This window comes from Rhodococcus sp. NS-SX18, from assembly GCF_057367935.1.
The window spans coordinates 3,609,720-3,625,433 of record NZ_CM170633.1; the positions used below are offsets into that span (position 1 = coordinate 3,609,720).

The window sequence follows — 15,714 nt, forward strand, 5'->3', positions numbered from 1 at the left end:
GAAGCTCGATGATGGTGCCGTGACCCCCTCCCCAGACCTGATCACGATCGGCATCATGGCCCGGCTCAGCGGGCTCACCCCGGGGGCGCTGCGGTTCTACGGCGACTGCCGGCTGCTCGTGCCCGCCATGGTCGATCCCGTCACCGGCTACCGGTACTACACGGTCGACCAACGCGAACGAGCGGTGACGATCCGTCAGCTCCGCGAACTCGACGTCCCGCTCGAGGACGTCGGCCGGATCCTCGACGGCGACGCCGAGTCCGGTGCCGCGCTGCTCGACGAACACGTCGCCGAACTGCATCGCCGGGCCGAGCGCGCGACCCGGCTGGCCTCCGCCGTCAAGTCCCGCCTCACCGCCCTTGCGGCACCGCCGGCGGTCGCCGTGCCAGGCCGGCTCCTCGCCGACACCGTCGAACGCGTCCTTCCGTCCATCGCCATGGATCCGAAAATTCCTTGTCTGACAGGAATTCTCGTCGAGGTGAATGCCGGGGCGGTGGTCCTGACGGCGACGAACCGTTACCGGCTGACCACCGGCTCGGTGACGGCCGCGGCCCGCACCGGGGACCCGTTCCGCACCGTCGCCGACAGCTCCGCGCTCCGCGGGACCGCCACGTCACTGCGGGAACACGAGAACGTCGGCCTGGCCCTCGACGACTCGGGCGCGCTCACCCTCACCGGCGCGGACGGTGAGCGGCACAGCTGCCCCGCCGTCGAGGGAACCTTCCCCGACTACCGCAGCATGCTCGCCGTCCTCACCCCGCCGGTCACGCGCGTGATCGTGCACCGCGACGCCCTGGCCGGGGCCGTGTGCGACGCTGCGGCCGGCACGATCGACCTTCGCGTGCGGGAGACGGCACTCACCGTCGGCCACGGGAGGCACGACCGCGTGCTGCCCGCCGACGTCACCGGCGCCGACCTGGATCTCGCCTTCGACCGGGACGGGCTGGGCGCCGCCCTCGACACCGCCGTCGGCCCGGAGGTGCTGCTGGACATCGCCTCCTACGACCGGCCCGTCGTGATCCGTTCCGCCGCGGCCGGGGACTTGACCACGCTGGCCATGCCCGTCCCCCGAGAGGAACGACCGTGACCACCGATCCCGACCCAATCATGGCCGCCGTCACCGACGCGGTCACAGCCGGCCGCTCCGGCGACAACACCACCGCCCGGACTCGGCTGGTGGCCTTGTGGTCGAGCATGGGGCCGCACGGCGATCCCCTGCACCGCTGCGCTCTGGCTCACTACCTGGCAGATCTGTACGACGATCCCGCCGTCTCCCTCACCTGGGACCTCCGCGCCTTCGACGCGGCCGCGGCCCTCGACGACGACCGGCTCGCCCGGCACCACGCCGCGTTGCAGGTGCGGGCCTTCCAGCCGTCGCTGCACCCGAATCTCGCCGACGACTACCGGCGTCTCGGGTCCTTCGCGGTCGCCACGGAGCACTTGACGGCGGCCCGCGACTGCGTCGACATCCTGCCCGAGGACGGGTACGGCCGCACGGTACGCGCGGGGATCGAGCACGTCGCTGCGGCACTCGCGACCGGCTCGACCGCGCGGCTGCCCACGCACTGAATTCCGGTCAGTCGATCCGCCGCCGGTGCGCCCACCGGGTGAGCGCGTTGCGGTTGGACTGCTGGGTCTTGCGCAGCACGTTCGACGCGTGCGTCTCGACGGTCTTGACCGAGATCACCAGTTCCTCGGCGATCTCCCGGTAGGTGTAACCGCGCGCGAGCAGGCGCAGCACCTCGAGTTCGCGCGGGGTGAGCGAATCGAGTTCGGGGTCGAGCGGCGGCTCCGGCACGCTCGAGCGGCCGGTGAACGAGTCCAGGACGAATCCGGCCAGACGCGGGCTGAACACCGCGTCCCCGCCGGCGACCCGTCGCACCGCGTCGGCCAGTTCGGATCCCGAGATGGTCTTGGTGACGTACCCGCGCGCGCCGGCCCGGATCACCGCGATGACGTCCTCGGCGGCGTCGGACACGCTCAACGCCAGGCACACCGGCCCGTCGGCGATCCGTCCGAGCACCGCCACCCCACCCCCGTCGGGCATGTGGACGTCGAGCAGGACCACGTCGGGGCGGGTGGCGTCGATTCCCGTGACCGCTTCGGTGACCGTGCCGGCCTCGCCGACGACCTCCATGTCGACCTCCCGGCCGAGCTCTGCGCGCACCCCCGAGCGGAACACGGCGTGGTCGTCGACCAGGAACACACGGAAACGGCGGGAGGCGTCGAGTGACGTCAAGTGGGCTGCTCCTCTGAACGGGCGTCGGTGCCCTCCCACTCTAGGGTTGTCGTGCGCTCCGCTCCGGTACCGGCACGGGGCATGTGGATGCGGATCTCCGTGCCCTTGCCGGGGTTCGAGCGCACGACGACCCGGCCGCCGCGACGCTCCACCCGGCCCCGGATCGAACGGGCCAGGCCCTGCCGGTCCTCCGGGACCGCGGACTCGTCGAAGCCGACGCCGCGGTCCCGGACGAAGACACTCACCTGCTCGGGTTCGACCTCGACGAACAGGTCCACGCTGTCCACCTGCGCGTGCTTGGCTGCGTTGACCAGCGCCTCCCGGGTGGCACCGAGCAGGGCGGTGAACGACTCGGCGGTGAGGTCCTCGTCGTCGCCGGGCGTCACGTCGCCCACGATCACCGGCGCCACCGATACCCCGTGCTGGTCCTCCACCTCGCCGGCGATGGTGCGCAGCGCCTCGGCCAGGCTGGTGTGCGGGGTCTCGCCACCGCCGAACAGCCAGCGCCGCAACTCGCGCTCCTGGCTGCGCGCCAGGCGCAGCACCTCCTGCGAGTTGTCGGCCTGCTTCTGGATCAGGGCGAGCGTCTGCAGCACCGAATCGTGCAGGTGCGACGCGATCTCCTCGCGTTCCTCGTTGCGGACGCGGGCGGCACGTTCCTCCTCGAGCGCGCGCCACATCCGCACCCACAGCGGCACCGACAGCAGGCCGGCCCCGACCAGCGTCACCAGCACGGCCAGCACCGACGAACGTAGGGCCGCCACGTCGACCTGGGCGAGGATCACGACGCCGAGCCCGATCACGATGAGCGAGGCACCGCCGACCACCCGCGCCCAGGTGAGCACCGTCGGGCGGGCGGGCAGGCCCAGCACCGAACGTGGTCCCTCCGCGTCGAACTCGCGCCAGACCAGCGCGGCGCCCACCGCCACCACGACGACGGGGGCGATCACCGAGCCCACGCCGCCGTTCAACAGCCACGAAAGCCCCACGGCCAGGCCCACTCCGATGACCGCAAGGCCGAGGGCCCGGCGCCGTTCGGTCGGCGAGGGCGGTTCGGTGTCCGAGCCCTGCGGTGTGAGGACCCACAGCAGTCCGTAGGCGACGATGCCCAGGCCGGCCAGCGCCGCCAGCACCGTGAACGCCACCCGCACCTTGAGCACGTCGACCCCGAGATGGTCGGCGAGGCCGCCGGCCACGCCGCCCACGACCCGGCCACCGACCCGGCGCTCGAGGCGGGGGGTGGGCAGGGGTGGGTAGGGAACCGGCTGCATACCTTCGATACTGGCACGCGTACCCCGTCCCGGGCATCGGGGACGAACCCTGAACCGGCGACCGCGCACCGGCGCGGAAATCAGGGTCGGTCCCTGATGCGCGACGGTGCGCCGGTCCAGAAGGATGTGGTTCATGAACACGCGAAGCTTCCCCGAGCAGCTCTCGGACATGTGGCGCACCCGTCCGGTCCGGCTGCCACGACAGGGCCACGTCGCCGGGGTGTGCGCGGGCATCGGCGTGCGATACGACGTGGATCCGGTGCTGATCCGCGTGGCGTTCGTGGTGTCCACCTTCTTCGGCGGCGCCGGCCTGGTGCTGTATCTGGTGTGCTGGCTGCTGCTGCCGCGCTACGGCGATCAGGTCTCCCCCGCCGAATCCCTCGTCGGCCGCGGCCAGAGCTCCGAATCGAGCACCAAGGTCGTGGTGCTGCTGGTGGTGCTGGCCGTCGCGGCGAGCGCCTTCGGTCCGCTGGGCGCCGGGGTGGGCGGTTCCGGGTTCGTCAGCATGGTGCTGATGCTCGGCGGTCTGTGGCTGCTGTACCAGCGCCGGCCGGAACCACCGGTCCTGCCCGGGGCACCGCAGCTGTTCCCCCAGAACCCCTTCCAGGCGCCGTTCCAGCAGAGTCAGTACCAGCAGGCACCCTTCGCGCAGCACAGCGCCGCCCCCGGCCCCGCACCGGCGGACCCGGACTTCTGGACGAAGCCGGAACCGGAATCGCCCCGGCCCGGCGACCAGTCCCCCGGGCCGGAACCGGCACCCCCACAGGATCCGTTGCTGCAGCGCCCCACGCCACCGTCGTGGGATCCGCTCGGTGTCGCACCGTTCGCATGGGACCTGCCCGAGCCTGCGCCCACGACGGCCGTCGTGCCCGCGAAACAGCCTCGTTCCCGGCTGACCACGACCGTGCTGGGCCTGGCGGTGCTCGCCGCGGCGGCTGCGGGGGCGGTGGCTTCCGCCGGCGAGGTCGCGTGGCTCACCCCGGCGCGCATCGGTGCGATCGCGCTCGTGGTGATCGGGCTCGGCCTGCTCGTCGGGGCATTCCTGCATCGCGGCTACGGACTGCTGGTGGTGACCGGTCCACTGCTCGGGTTCGTGGTGCTCGCCTCGCTCGTCGGACCGATCGACACCTCGTCGTGGGGAGAGCAGTTGTATTCGCCCCGCACTGCCGCGGAACTGCAGCCGGAGTACTCGGTGCAGATGGGGGCTCTGCAACTGGACCTGCGCGGACTCGAACTCACCGAGGACGAGACCGTCTCCGTCGAAACCCGATTCGGCGCCACCGAGGTCCTGCTGCCGCAGAACCTCGACGTCGACGTCGTCTGCACCGAACGGGCTTCGAACCCCTGCACGATCCAGGGCCTCGACGGCGGCGACGACGGCGTCGGCGGACCGGTCCTGACCCTGAATCTCGACACCGCATTCGGCAACTCGGAGGTGCGCCGTGGCTGACACCGACTACACCGACCCCACCCAGCCGGCGTCCGGCGCCCGGCGACGGGGCCCGTCGATCCTGATGCTGCTCTCTGCGATCGCGGCGCTGGCCGTCAGCGCGTGGGCGCTGATCGGGCCGTTCTCCCTCGAGCCGCTGGCGAACGTCGAGTTCCGCTGGCTACTCGTCGCGCTCGCCGTGGTCGTCGGCGCGACGCTGGTGTTCGCGCCGGGCAAGAAGAAGCGCTGACACCGTCGCCCCGGAACGCACTGCGCCCTTCGGTTCCGATCCGAAGGGCGCAGCCGCGTCTCACTCCCACTCGATGGTGCCCGGCGGCTTGCTCGTGACGTCGAGGACGACGCGGTTGACGTCGGGCACCTCGTTGGTGATGCGGGTGGAGATGCGCTCCAGGGCCTCGTACGGCAGGCGGGTCCAGTCCGCGGTCATCGCGTCCTCGCTGGAGACCGGGCGCAGCACGATCGGGTGACCGTAGGTGCGGCCGTCACCCTGAACGCCCACGCTCCGCACGTCGGCGAGCAGCACCACCGGGCACTGCCAGATCTGCTTGTCGAGGCCGGCAGCTGTGAGTTCCTCCCGGGCGATGGAGTCGGCGCGGCGCAGGATCGCGAGGCGCTCGCGGGTGACCTCGCCGATGATGCGGATACCCAGGCCCGGGCCGGGGAAGGGCTGGCGGCCGACGATCTCCTCCGGCAGGCCGAGTTCACGCCCGACTGCCCGCACCTCGTCCTTGAACAGCAGCCGCAGCGGCTCGACCAGTGCGAACTGCAGATCCTCGGGCAGGCCACCGACGTTGTGGTGGCTCTTGATGTTCGCGGTGCCGGTGCCGCCGCCGGACTCGACCACATCCGGGTACAGCGTGCCCTGCACCAGGAACTCGACGGTTTCGCCGTGGGCGGCGTTCTCGCCGAGCACCTCCGAGACGGCGCCTTCGAAGCTGCGGATGAACTCGCGGCCGATGATCTTGCGCTTGGTCTCCGGATCCGTCACGCCGGCCAGTTCCCGCAGGAACGTGTCGGCGGCGTCCACGGTGACGAGCCTCGCCCCGGTCGCGGCGACGAAGTCCTTCTCGACCTGTTGCCGCTCGCCCTCGCGCATCAGGCCGTGGTCGACGAACACACACGTCAGGCGGTCGCCGATGGCCCGCTGCACCAGGGCTGCGGCGACCGCGGAGTCGACCCCGCCGGACAGGCCGCAGATGGCGCGTCCGTCACCGACCTGCTCGCGGATCTGTTCGATCAGGGCCTCGGCGATGTTCGCGGCCGTCCAGGCGGCGGGGATACCGGCGATGTCGTGCAGGAAGCGGCTGAGCACCTGCTGGCCGTGCGGGGAATGCAGCACCTCAGGGTGGTACTGCACGCCGGCGAGGCGGCGCGCGCGGTCCTCGAACGCGGCCACGGGCGCGCCGGCGCTGCTGGCGGTCACCTCGAAGCCCTCCGGCGCGGCGGTGACCCCGTCGCCGTGGCTCATCCACACCGGCTGTGTCGCGGGCAGGCCGTCGTGCAGGACACCTCCGGTGACGGACATCTCGGTGCGCCCGTACTCACGATTGCCGGTGTGCGCGACGGTGCCGCCGAGCGCCTGGGCCATGGCCTGGAAGCCGTAGCAGATCCCGAACACCGGCACGTCCAGGTCGAACAGTTTCGGGTCGAGTTGCGGTGCCCCGTCGGCGTAGACGCTGGAGGGGCCACCGGAGAGCACCACGGCGAGCGGATCGCGGGCCGCGATCTCCTCCACCGGGGTGGTGTGCGGCACGACCTCGGAGTAGACCTTGGCTTCGCGGACGCGGCGGGCGATCAGCTGCGCGTACTGGGCTCCGAAGTCGACGACGAGGACCGGCCTGGACTGCTGGGTTTGCGACACCCGAACAGTCTAGAGGCCCGGTCCTCGTCCAACGAACGGCGGTTCGGGTCAGGCGACGCCGGACGCGGACCCGGTGCGGACCTCGACGATCGGCAGCGACAGCGCGCCCGGGGCGCCGGCCGGAACGACCGGCTTGTTCGGGGCGATCGGGTCCAGCCGGCGGTAGCCCTCCCCCTGGCCGGGACGCAGGTCCTGCTCCCCCTTGTTCGGCCACAGCGCCGCCGCGCGCTCGGCCTGCGCAGCGATGGTCAGCGACGGATTGACACCGAGATTGGCCGAGACGGCGGCCCCGTCCACGACGCTCAGCGTCGGGTATCCGTACACGCGGTGGTACGGGTCGATGACACCGTGTTCGGGATCGGTGCCGATCACGCAGCCACCGAGGAAGTGCGCAGTGAGCGGGACGTTGAAGATCTCCCCCCAGGTGCCGCCCGGGACGCCGTCGATCTTCTCGGCGATCCGGCGGGTGGCCTCGTTGCCGACGGGAATCCACGTCGGGTTGGGGTGCCCGTGGCCCTGCCGGCTGGTGACCTTGCGGCGACCGAACAGGCCCTTCTTGGTGTAGGTGACGATCGAGTTGTCCAGGTTCTGCATGACCAGGGCGATGATGGTGCGCTCGCTCCAGTCCTTGACGCTGAGCATCCGGGCCATCTGGACCGGGTTCTTCACCACCTGGCCGAGGAACTTCAGCCAGCGCGGCGTGCGGCCGCCACCGTCGGTCATCAAGGTCTGCAACAGACCCATCGCGTTGGAGCCCTTGCCGTAGCGGACCGGCTCGATGTGGGTGTCGGCAGTGGGATGGAACGACGACGTGATCGCCACCCCGCGGGTGAGATCCAGGTCCGGGTCGACGCTCATCTTCCCGGCGCCGACGATCGACTCGGAGTTCGTGCGGGTCAGATGGCCCAGCCGGTCGGACAGTTCCGGCAGGGCGCCGGTGTCCTTGAGGTGGTGCAGGAGATGCTGGGTGCCCCACGTGCCGGCGGCGAGGACGACGTGCCCGGCGGTGTAGGTGCGACGGTTCTTCCGCTTCCAGGTGCCGGTGCGCTCGGTGTCGACGTCCCACGTGCCGTCGGAGGCCTGGCGCAGGCCGGTGACCGTGGTGAGCGGGACGATCTCGGCGCCGGCCCGCTCGGCGAGCCCGAGGTAGTTCTTCAGCAGTGTGTTCTTGGCGCCGTGTCGGCATCCGGTCATGCACTCGCCGCATTCGATGCAGCCGGTGCGGTCGGGGCCGACACCGCCGAAGTACGGGTCGGCGACGGTACGGCCGGGCTCTCCGAAGTACACCCCCACGGGAGTCTGGATGAAGGTGTCGCCCACACCCATGTCCTCGGCGACGGACTTGACGATCCGGTCCGCGGGGGTCATGTGCGGGTTCTGCACCACGCCGAGCATGCGACGCGCCTGGTCGTAGAAGGGGCTGAGCTCGTCGTCCCAGTCGGTGATGTGTGCCCACTGGCCGTCTTCGAAGAACGGCGCCGGCGGCTTGTAGAGGGTGTTGGCGTAGTTGAGGGAACCCCCGCCGACGCCGGCTCCGGCAAGGATGAGGACGTCGTGCAGCAGGTGGATCCGTTGGATGCCGAAGCACCCCAGCTTGGGGGCCCAGAGGAATCGCTTGAGATCCCAGCTGGTCTTCGCGAAGTCGGCGTCGGCGAAACGCCGGCCCGCTTCGAGGATGCCGACCTTGTAGCCCTTCTCCACGAGCCGCAGGGCCGTCACACTTCCGCCGAAACCCGATCCGACGATGAGGACGTCGTAGTCCGTCGCGCGCTGCTCACCCACCGAAACACCTCCATGAAGCTGGTTGTTACTCACCAGTATGCACGGACTTGCTGTGACCACTGCCACAAGGGTGCCCTAACTGTAACCTCGAGTTCCGTAAACCGCAGGTGAGGCCCGGAAACGGCTGTGGCCGAATGTCACATGGCTTCGATCGAATCGACGCGATGTGACATTCGGCCACAGCGGGAAAGGCGCAGGGGCGGTCAGGCGCGGACGGTCAGGCCGACCTTCTGGAACTCCTTGAGATCCGAGTAGCCCGACTTCGCCATCGCACGACGCAGACCGCCGACCAGGTTCAGCGAGCCGAACGGGTCGTCGGACGGACCGGTGAGCACGCGGTCCAGACTCGGGCGCTCGTCGTAGGCGACCTGCAGCAGCGCGCCGCGCGGCACGGACGGATGCGCGCTCGCCGACGGCCAGTACCAACCACGGCCCGGGGCCTCGGCCGAGACCGCGAGAGGGGCGCCGAGCACGGCGGCGTCGGCGCCGCAGGCGATGGCCTTGGCCAGGTCGCCCGAGGTCTCGATGTCGCCGTCGGCGATGACGTGGACGTACCGGCCACCGGTTTCGTCCAGGTAGTCGCGACGGGCGGCGGCAGCGTCGGCGATCGCCGTCGCCATGGGCACACCGATGCCCAGCACTTCGCTGGTGGTGGTGGCGCCCGCTGTCGAGCCGTAGCCGACGACGACGCCCGCCGCGCCGGTACGCATCAGGTGCAGCGCGGTGCGGTGATCGCTCACACCACCTGCGACGACCGGCACGTCCAATTCGGAGATGAACGTCTTGAGGTTCAACGGCTCGCTCGCACCGTGCGCCACGTGCTCCGCGGAGATGATGGTCCCGTGGACAACCAGCAGGTCGAGGCCTGCCTTCACCAGGTGCGGAGTCAGTGCCCGCGCATTCTGCGGGCTGACCCGGACGGCCGTGGTCACACCGGCGTCGCGTACCTGCGCGATCGCGGCGGCCAGCAGGTCGGGCTGCAGCGGGGCCGCGTGGAGCTTCTGCAGGTGGGCGATCGCCGCTGCCGGGTCCGGGTCGGATTCGGCGATGCCGACGAGGCGTTCGATCTCGGCATCGACATCGGCGTGCCGGCCCCACAGTCCCTCACCGTTGATGACGCCGAGGCCGCCGGCCTTGCCCAGTTGCACCGCGAAGGACGGCGAGACCAGCGCATCGGTGGGATGGGCGAGCAGCGGGATGTCGAATCGGTACGCGTCGAGCTGCCAGGCCGTCGACACCTCCTTCGAGGAGCGCGTCCGGCGGGACGGCACGATGTTGATGTCGTCCAGCTCGTAGGTGCGTCGGGCGGTTCGCCCCATGCCGATTTCAACCAGGTCGCGCACGCGCGTCCCTTTCTTCTCAGGTAGATGCCCCCACCGGACACTCCGGCGGGGGCCGATCGCGGACTCTTGCTCTACCGAACCACGTAGTTCGGTGCCTCGGCCGTGATCGTGATGTCGTGGGGATGGCTCTCCTTCAGACCTGCCGCCGTGATCTGCACGAACTGGGCCTCCTGCAGCTGTTCGATGGTGGCGGCACCGGCGTAGCCCATCGCTGCCCGCAGGCCACCGATCAGCTGGTGCGTGACCTGCTGCAGCGGACCGCGGAACGGCACGCGACCTTCGATGCCCTCGGGCACCAGCTTGTCCTCGGAGAGCACGTCGTCCTGGAAGTAGCGGTCCTTCGAGTACGACTTGCCCGCGCCCCGGCTCTGCATCGCGCCGAGCGAACCCATGCCGCGGTAGCTCTTGAACTGCTTGCCGTTGACCAGGATCAGCTCACCCGGCGACTCGGCCGTGCCGGCCAGCAGGGAGCCGAGCATGGCCGTGGAGGCGCCGGCGGCGAGCGCCTTGGCGACGTCGCCGGAGAACTGCAGGCCGCCGTCGGCGATGACCGGCACGCCCGCGGGCTTGGCGACGGCGACGGCCTCGAGGATGGCGGTGATCTGCGGCGCGCCGACACCCGCGATGACGCGGGTGGTGCAGATGGAGCCGGGACCCACGCCAACCTTCACGGCGTCCACGCCGGCCTCGATGAGCGCTGCGGCGCCCGCCCGGGTCGCGACGTTGCCTCCGATGATCTGGACCCGATCGCCGACCTCGGTCTTGAGCTTGGCGATCATCCCGAGGACACCCGCGGAGTGACCGTGGGCGCTGTCGACCACGAGCACGTCCACCCCGGCGTCGGCCAGGGTCATGGCCCGGGTCCACGCGTCGTCGCCCACGCCGACGGCGGCACCGACGAGCAGGCGGCCGTCGCGGTCCTTGGTGGCGTCGGGGTGCTGCTCGGTCTTGACGAAGTCCTTGACGGTGATGAGTCCGGTCAGGCGGCCCTGCCCGTCGACGATCGGCAGCTTCTCGATCTTGTGACGGCGCAGCAACCCGAGGGCGGCTTCGGCGGTGACACCCTCCTGCGCGGTCACCAGCGGCGCCTTGGTCATGACCTCCGCGACCGGGCGGTTCTGGTCGACCTCGAACCGCATGTCCCGGTTGGTGATGATGCCGACGAGCTGACCCTCGTCGTCGGTGACGGGCAGCCCCGAGATGCGGAAGCGCGCACACATGGCGTCGACCTCGGCGAGGGTGGCGGTCGGCTTGCAGGTGACCGGGTCGGTGACCATGCCCGCCTCGGACCGCTTCACGGTCTCGACCTGCGCGGCCTGCGCCTCGGCGGACAGATTGCGGTGCAGGACGCCCATGCCACCGGCGCGGGCCATCGCGATGGCCATGCGCGACTCGGTGACGGTGTCCATTGCGGAACTGACCAGCGGAACCCGGAGGCGGATGTCCCGGGTCAGCTGGCTCGACGTGTCCACCTGGCTCGGGATGACGTCCGACGCGGCCGGAAGCAGCAGCACGTCGTCGAAGGTCAGACCCAGCATGGCGACCTTGTCGGGGTCGTCACCGCCGGTATGCACGTGCCCTCCGGTACTCCTCATGCGGTTCGGACCCTCCATGACGCGTCGATACGGTGCGGGCGGGTGGGCCCCGGCCCGGCATCGGTGATTACGGAACACAATGTCGTGAAAGACAATGGTGCGAGCGGTGCACACCGTTCCCCGGACACTCCGAACAACGATGCCCTGCTCATGAACTATCGTATCGGTTCACCGGGACCGGCACACACGCGCATCCGCACGCGTACACGAAGCTGCGCGGGAAGTCCACGGTGTGACGGCTGGCGCGGACCCCGTCGGACTGCGTACCGTGGAGTCGTGCGTGATCAGTTGCCTCCCGGTCTGCCACCGGACCCATTCGCTGGAGATCCCGACGATCCGTCCGCCGCACTGGACGCCATCGAGCCGGGTCAGCCGCTCGACCCTGCCGAGCGGCTGGCCGTCGAGGAGGATCTCGCCGACCTCGCGGTGTACGAAGCGCTGCTGTCGCCCCGCGGCGTCCGCGGCCTGGTGGTGTGCTGCGAGGACTGTCATCAGGATCACTACCACGACTGGGACATGCTGCGGGCGAACCTGCTGCAGCTGCTCGTCGACGGTACGGTCCGGCCCCACGAGCCGGCCTACGATCCCTCACCCGACGCCTATGTGACATGGGACTACTGCCGCGGCTACGCGGATGCGTCGATGAACGAGGCACTGCCGGTCGACCCGTACGGCCTCGACTCCTAGAAGAAGCCACCGCACCACGGGAAGGGCCCGCCGGGACGTTCGTCCCGGCGGGCCCTTCCCGTTGCGTCTACTCCGAAGGTGCGGGCACCACGGTGATCGTCTGGCTGATCGACTGCTGCTCGAGCGAAGTGGAGGGTGTCGGCGCCGACGCCGACGGGGTCGTGGTCGGCGCAGCAGTCGGCACGGTGGTGGGCTCCGGTGTCACCGGTGCGCTCGTCGGTTCGGTGGACGGGAGCGGCGGCGGCGTCGTGACCGGGGACGGTGACGGACTGGGTGCCGGCTGCGACGACGGCGGCACCAGATCGACGCCGGGTGCATCGCTGGAGGTCGCCGGAGGCACCGTTCCCGTACCGGGCGTCGTGCCGGCGATGGTGGGGTCCACGGTCGACGGGGTCGTCGGAGTGGTCGGCGCCGGCGCGGGAATCACCTGGGTCGATTGGACCGGCGGCGCGGGCAGCACAGGCGGGGGCGGGGGCGGAAGAAGCTTGCTCAACTCGGTGGTGAGCCGCTGCACCCAGTCACCGAGCTGGTCGCGCTGGCCGGCGTCGGTGATCGACCCGGACCGCTGCTGTGCCGATTGGATCAGTTCCTGCGCGCCTTCCGTGTCGCCGACGGCGAGCCGCTGCTCGGCCTCCTGCAGCGTGGAGGCGGTGTCGATCCGGGCGATCGTCGACTCGGCCTGCTCACTGAAGACGACCTGCTTGACACTCCACAGCGGGTCGCCGGGTTCTGCCTGGTAGGACACGGCGGTTGCCCCACCGACGGCGATGGCGATCAGGGCGGCGGCACCGGCGATGGGCCGGATCAGGCGGAGCTGGGTGCGGGAGCGGGAGCGGCGCTCGGCGAGTGCGTCGCGGGCACCGATCTCCCGGTTGACCGCAGCGACGATCTCGTCGAGATCCGGTTCGGGAGGAAGCGGATCGGCCAGGATCTCGGCACGCCAGCCCGCAAGAAGGGTGGCCAGCTCGTATTCCTCGGTCGTCTCGGTGGGCACCGGTCCGTCGCCGGAGATCGCGTCGATGAGGGCGTCGTCACGGCGCACTGCCGCAATGTCCACGGGGGTGCCGTCGTCGGCGAGATCGGCGAAGAAATCGTCATCCGCGCCGTGCTTCCTACCCATTTCTCTCACCTGCTCTCGTCACTTCCTTCTTCAGTCGGGCGATGGCACGGTGCTGCGCCACCCGAATGGCCCCTGCCGTACTTCCCACCGCTGCTGCTGTTTCTTCGGCGGACAGACCCACCACGAGCCGCAGGACCAAGATCTCCCGCTGCTTCTCCGGAAGCGTGCCCAGCAGCTGCTTCATCTGCCGGCTCGTCTCCGCGTTGAGTGCCTGCTCCTCCGGACTGTCGTCCAGCGACATCGACTCGGGTACCTCTGCGACCGGATCCGCCCGGTTGCGGGCGGCGCTGCGGTGCGCGTCGGCGACCTTGTGTGCCGCGATCCCGTACACGAATGCCATGAAGGGGCGTCCCTGGTCCTGATACCGCGGCAACGCCGTCATCACGGCCAGGCACACCTCCTGCGCTACGTCGTCCGCGGAGAGCTGGCCACGCTCCGCGGCTCCGACCCGAGCCCGGCAGTACCGGACGACCAAGGGCCGGATAATTCTCAGAACCTGAGCGAGAGCTGTCCGATCTCCCTGCGCAGCCGCAGCGACAGCGGAGTCCAACTCCTCACCCATAACAGTCATCGATTGCGCAAGTCCTGGCGTTACAAAGTGACACGACCCCCCGGCCGGGTGTGCTTCCACACGCAGTGGAACATTCCCAGACTAGCGACACGATCGGACGGAACGGACGCACGGATGGCTTCTAGGCCCGGATCGTTGCGAATCTCCCACCGCGCCGGGCGACGAGTGCCGCCGACTCGTCGCGCACGCGCCGAGCCGCGTCGCCGCCCCCGAGCCCGTCCCACAGCATCGCGGCCGCCCAGCGCAGCGGGACAAGACCCAGCGCCGTACTGCGATCGAGTACGTCGAGGCACAGGTCACGAGCGGGTGCGAGATCGGACTCCCCCGTCCACGAGGCGGCCCGCAGCAGATCGGACTTGACCAGGTGCCGGACCGAGCCGCTGCGTTCGGCCTCCGTCGCGGCAGCAGCCGAACGCCGGCGGGCCGTGGCGAAGTCCCCGGAAGCGAGCGCAGTCTCCGCGCAGACCCAGTGCAGTCGCACCCGCTGCCGCCGGAGCACCGTGCCGTGCACGCCCTCGGCTTCGTCGAGAGCGGCGGCGCACCGGTCCAGCAGCCGGACGGCCAGCCGGATCCGGCCGCATCCGAGTGCATCCGCCGCCAGACCCGTGAGGGCGTCACACCGAGCCTCGGCGGTCCGCGAGGAATACGGCGGGGCGTCGGCGAGCACCGCGGCCGCCCGACCGTCGAGGACGGCGGCCTCGCGGTGCCGGCCGAGCTGACGCAGCAGCGACGCTTCGGTGCTCGCCGCCAGGGACAGGAGCGCTCCGTCCGCACCCGTGGCGCGGTGGAGCCGGGTCAGCTCCGCGCGGGCGGCGGCGTAGCGACCCTGACCGCCCAGGGCGACGGCCCGGTGCCACGACGCGACGGGATCCCCGCCGAGAGGGAGCGGGAACAGGTCCGGCCTGGCACCGAAGGCCGCCGATGCGAGCGTGGACGTGTCGGACGGCGGAGCTGTGACGGGCACGAGCCCATGATCGCACCACCTTCTCCTCCGCCCGCCGGGGAGGCAGAGTGCATTCCGAGAAATATGCACCGAAGGCGCATCAATTACTTCCGTGCTTCAGCCGGTTGAACATCCGGTTTACGTTTTGTTAATTACAGACAAGGTGTAGGTAAGTAAAGACGTGCGGACCGGAGCCATTTTCGGTTCACACAAGCCGGACGGATGCCCTTCCGCGCTCAGCACAGGGTCTATAGTCCCTGTTCGGGGCCGTTCCGGTCACCGGAGGCCGGTACGCACGAGCGAGGCGCACACCTTCAGGACACAATCACGAATCTGCCACGAAGTAAATATTTCGGCGGTTAATTCTCGCAGATCGGGATATGCAAATTGCCACTCCGCGAAAGTGTTGACTCCATTTCCTCGCCACCTTTACGGTTACGGAGCCTGAACAACTGCTTTGGGAGGAAAGACCTTCCGCCCACGGTCCGCTCGCCCCTCGGGCGAGCACGCTGCAAAGGAGTACCCATGCCTGCACCCCACCACTTGCCCGGACCGAACGCGGACGTCTGGGATTGGCAGATGCACGGACTGTGTCGTGGGGTGGACTCCTCGATGTTCTTCCACCCGGACGGTGAGCGCGGCCGGGCCAGAGCGCAGCGCGAGAGCCGGGCCAAGGAGATGTGCCGGCAGTGCCCGGTACTCGCGCAGTGCCGGGAGCACGCCTTGGCGGTGTCCGAGCCGTACGGCATCTGGGGCGGCATGTCCGAGACCGAACGGGAAATGTACGCGCGGCACCGACGACGGCGGATCGCTGTCTGACCGGGCCGCCGGACGACCTCACGAGAAGACGAA

Annotated in this window: 15 protein-coding genes; 6 read left to right on the forward strand and 9 right to left on the reverse strand. The window is 70.1% G+C overall.

Annotation, left to right across the window (positions count from 1 at the left end):
* Positions 1-19 precede the first annotated feature (19 nt).
* Together AC2IPW_RS16730 and AC2IPW_RS16735 are read left to right on the forward strand one after the other, a co-directional pair.
* Positions 20-1,087: a DNA polymerase III subunit beta family protein gene (locus tag AC2IPW_RS16730; RefSeq protein ID WP_486375231.1), complete on the forward strand. Its 1,068-nt coding sequence runs from the start codon at positions 20-22 to the stop codon at positions 1,085-1,087.
* On the forward strand, positions 1,084-1,569 hold the full coding sequence (locus tag AC2IPW_RS16735; RefSeq protein WP_486375232.1) for a hypothetical protein: 486 nt from the start codon (positions 1,084-1,086) through the stop codon (positions 1,567-1,569). Before AC2IPW_RS16730 ends, AC2IPW_RS16735 begins: the two co-directional genes overlap by 4 nt.
* A gap of 7 nt (positions 1,570-1,576) precedes the next feature.
* Here the strand turns inward: AC2IPW_RS16735 and AC2IPW_RS16740 are convergent, their stop codons facing one another.
* Positions 1,577-2,239, reverse strand: coding sequence for a response regulator (locus tag AC2IPW_RS16740; RefSeq protein WP_003938020.1), 663 nt, complete (start codon positions 2,237-2,239; stop codon positions 1,577-1,579).
* Positions 2,236-3,510 carry an ATP-binding protein gene (locus AC2IPW_RS16745; protein WP_054374071.1) on the reverse strand — a complete coding sequence of 425 codons (1,275 nt, stop codon included), beginning with the start codon at positions 3,508-3,510 and terminating at the stop codon, positions 2,236-2,238. Before AC2IPW_RS16745 ends, AC2IPW_RS16740 begins: the two co-directional genes overlap by 4 nt.
* A 133-nt stretch (positions 3,511-3,643) precedes the next feature.
* Here AC2IPW_RS16745 and AC2IPW_RS16750 point away from each other — a divergent pair, with 133 nt between their 5' ends.
* Both AC2IPW_RS16750 and AC2IPW_RS16755 read left to right on the forward strand, forming a co-directional pair.
* The gene (locus tag AC2IPW_RS16750) at positions 3,644-4,960 is read left to right on the forward strand and encodes a PspC domain-containing protein (RefSeq protein WP_416061433.1); all 1,317 of its coding nucleotides are present in this window, start codon (positions 3,644-3,646) and stop codon (positions 4,958-4,960) included.
* Positions 4,953-5,189 (forward strand): hypothetical protein, encoded by a 237-nt coding sequence (locus AC2IPW_RS16755; protein WP_289379271.1) that lies wholly within the window; start codon positions 4,953-4,955, stop codon positions 5,187-5,189. Before AC2IPW_RS16750 ends, AC2IPW_RS16755 begins: the two co-directional genes overlap by 8 nt.
* Before the next feature lie 60 nt (positions 5,190-5,249).
* Here the strand turns inward: AC2IPW_RS16755 and guaA are convergent, their stop codons facing one another.
* From guaA to guaB, 4 genes are all read right to left on the reverse strand, one after another.
* On the reverse strand, positions 5,250-6,821 hold the full coding sequence (gene guaA, locus AC2IPW_RS16760) for a glutamine-hydrolyzing GMP synthase (RefSeq protein WP_003938024.1): 1,572 nt from the start codon (positions 6,819-6,821) through the stop codon (positions 5,250-5,252).
* Positions 6,822-6,869: 48 nt separating this feature from the next.
* A complete protein-coding gene (locus AC2IPW_RS16765; RefSeq protein WP_416061434.1) occupies positions 6,870-8,603 on the reverse strand; it encodes a GMC oxidoreductase in 1,734 nt (577 codons plus the stop codon).
* A gap of 203 nt (positions 8,604-8,806) precedes the next feature.
* A complete protein-coding gene (locus AC2IPW_RS16770) occupies positions 8,807-9,946 on the reverse strand; it encodes a GuaB3 family IMP dehydrogenase-related protein (RefSeq protein WP_003938026.1) in 1,140 nt (379 codons plus the stop codon).
* A gap of 71 nt (positions 9,947-10,017) precedes the next feature.
* On the reverse strand, positions 10,018-11,541 hold the full coding sequence (gene guaB, locus AC2IPW_RS16775; RefSeq protein WP_040783396.1) for an IMP dehydrogenase: 1,524 nt from the start codon (positions 11,539-11,541) through the stop codon (positions 10,018-10,020).
* Between the two features lie 276 nt (positions 11,542-11,817).
* Between guaB and AC2IPW_RS16780 the strand changes: the two genes are divergently transcribed.
* Positions 11,818-12,228 (forward strand): DUF5319 domain-containing protein, encoded by a 411-nt coding sequence (locus AC2IPW_RS16780; RefSeq protein WP_003938028.1) that lies wholly within the window; start codon positions 11,818-11,820, stop codon positions 12,226-12,228.
* Positions 12,229-12,295: 67 nt separating this feature from the next.
* Here AC2IPW_RS16780 and AC2IPW_RS16785 read toward each other — a convergent pair whose 3' ends face one another.
* The 3 genes from AC2IPW_RS16785 to AC2IPW_RS16795 form a co-directional block, all read right to left on the reverse strand.
* The gene (locus AC2IPW_RS16785) at positions 12,296-13,348 is read right to left on the reverse strand and encodes an anti-sigma-D factor RsdA (RefSeq protein ID WP_289379275.1); all 1,053 of its coding nucleotides are present in this window, start codon (positions 13,346-13,348) and stop codon (positions 12,296-12,298) included.
* Positions 13,341-13,919 (reverse strand): sigma-70 family RNA polymerase sigma factor, encoded by a 579-nt coding sequence (locus tag AC2IPW_RS16790; protein ID WP_040783363.1) that lies wholly within the window; start codon positions 13,917-13,919, stop codon positions 13,341-13,343. Before AC2IPW_RS16790 ends, AC2IPW_RS16785 begins: the two co-directional genes overlap by 8 nt.
* A gap of 121 nt (positions 13,920-14,040) precedes the next feature.
* Positions 14,041-14,883 carry a hypothetical protein gene (locus AC2IPW_RS16795; RefSeq protein ID WP_416061435.1) on the reverse strand — a complete coding sequence of 281 codons (843 nt, stop codon included), beginning with the start codon at positions 14,881-14,883 and terminating at the stop codon, positions 14,041-14,043.
* 504 nt (positions 14,884-15,387) lie between these two features.
* Between AC2IPW_RS16795 and AC2IPW_RS16800 the strand changes: the two genes are divergently transcribed.
* Positions 15,388-15,681 (forward strand): WhiB family transcriptional regulator, encoded by a 294-nt coding sequence (locus AC2IPW_RS16800; RefSeq protein ID WP_003938032.1) that lies wholly within the window; start codon positions 15,388-15,390, stop codon positions 15,679-15,681.
* Positions 15,682-15,714 lie beyond the last annotated feature (33 nt).

Coding starts and splice junctions, on each gene's coding strand:
- AC2IPW_RS16745 (WP_054374071.1), bottom strand. CDS start 3,510: ATGCAGCCGGTTCCCTACCCACCCCTGCCCACCCCCCGCCTCGAGCGC.
- AC2IPW_RS16790 (WP_040783363.1), bottom strand. CDS start 13,919: ATGACTGTTATGGGTGAGGAGTTGGACTCCGCTGTCGCTGCGGCTGCG.
- AC2IPW_RS16785 (WP_289379275.1), bottom strand. CDS start 13,348: ATGGGTAGGAAGCACGGCGCGGATGACGATTTCTTCGCCGATCTCGCC.
- AC2IPW_RS16800 (WP_003938032.1), top strand. CDS start 15,388: ATGCCTGCACCCCACCACTTGCCCGGACCGAACGCGGACGTCTGGGAT.
- guaB (WP_040783396.1), bottom strand. CDS start 11,541: ATGAGGAGTACCGGAGGGCACGTGCATACCGGCGGTGACGACCCCGAC.
- AC2IPW_RS16750 (WP_416061433.1), top strand. CDS start 3,644: ATGAACACGCGAAGCTTCCCCGAGCAGCTCTCGGACATGTGGCGCACC.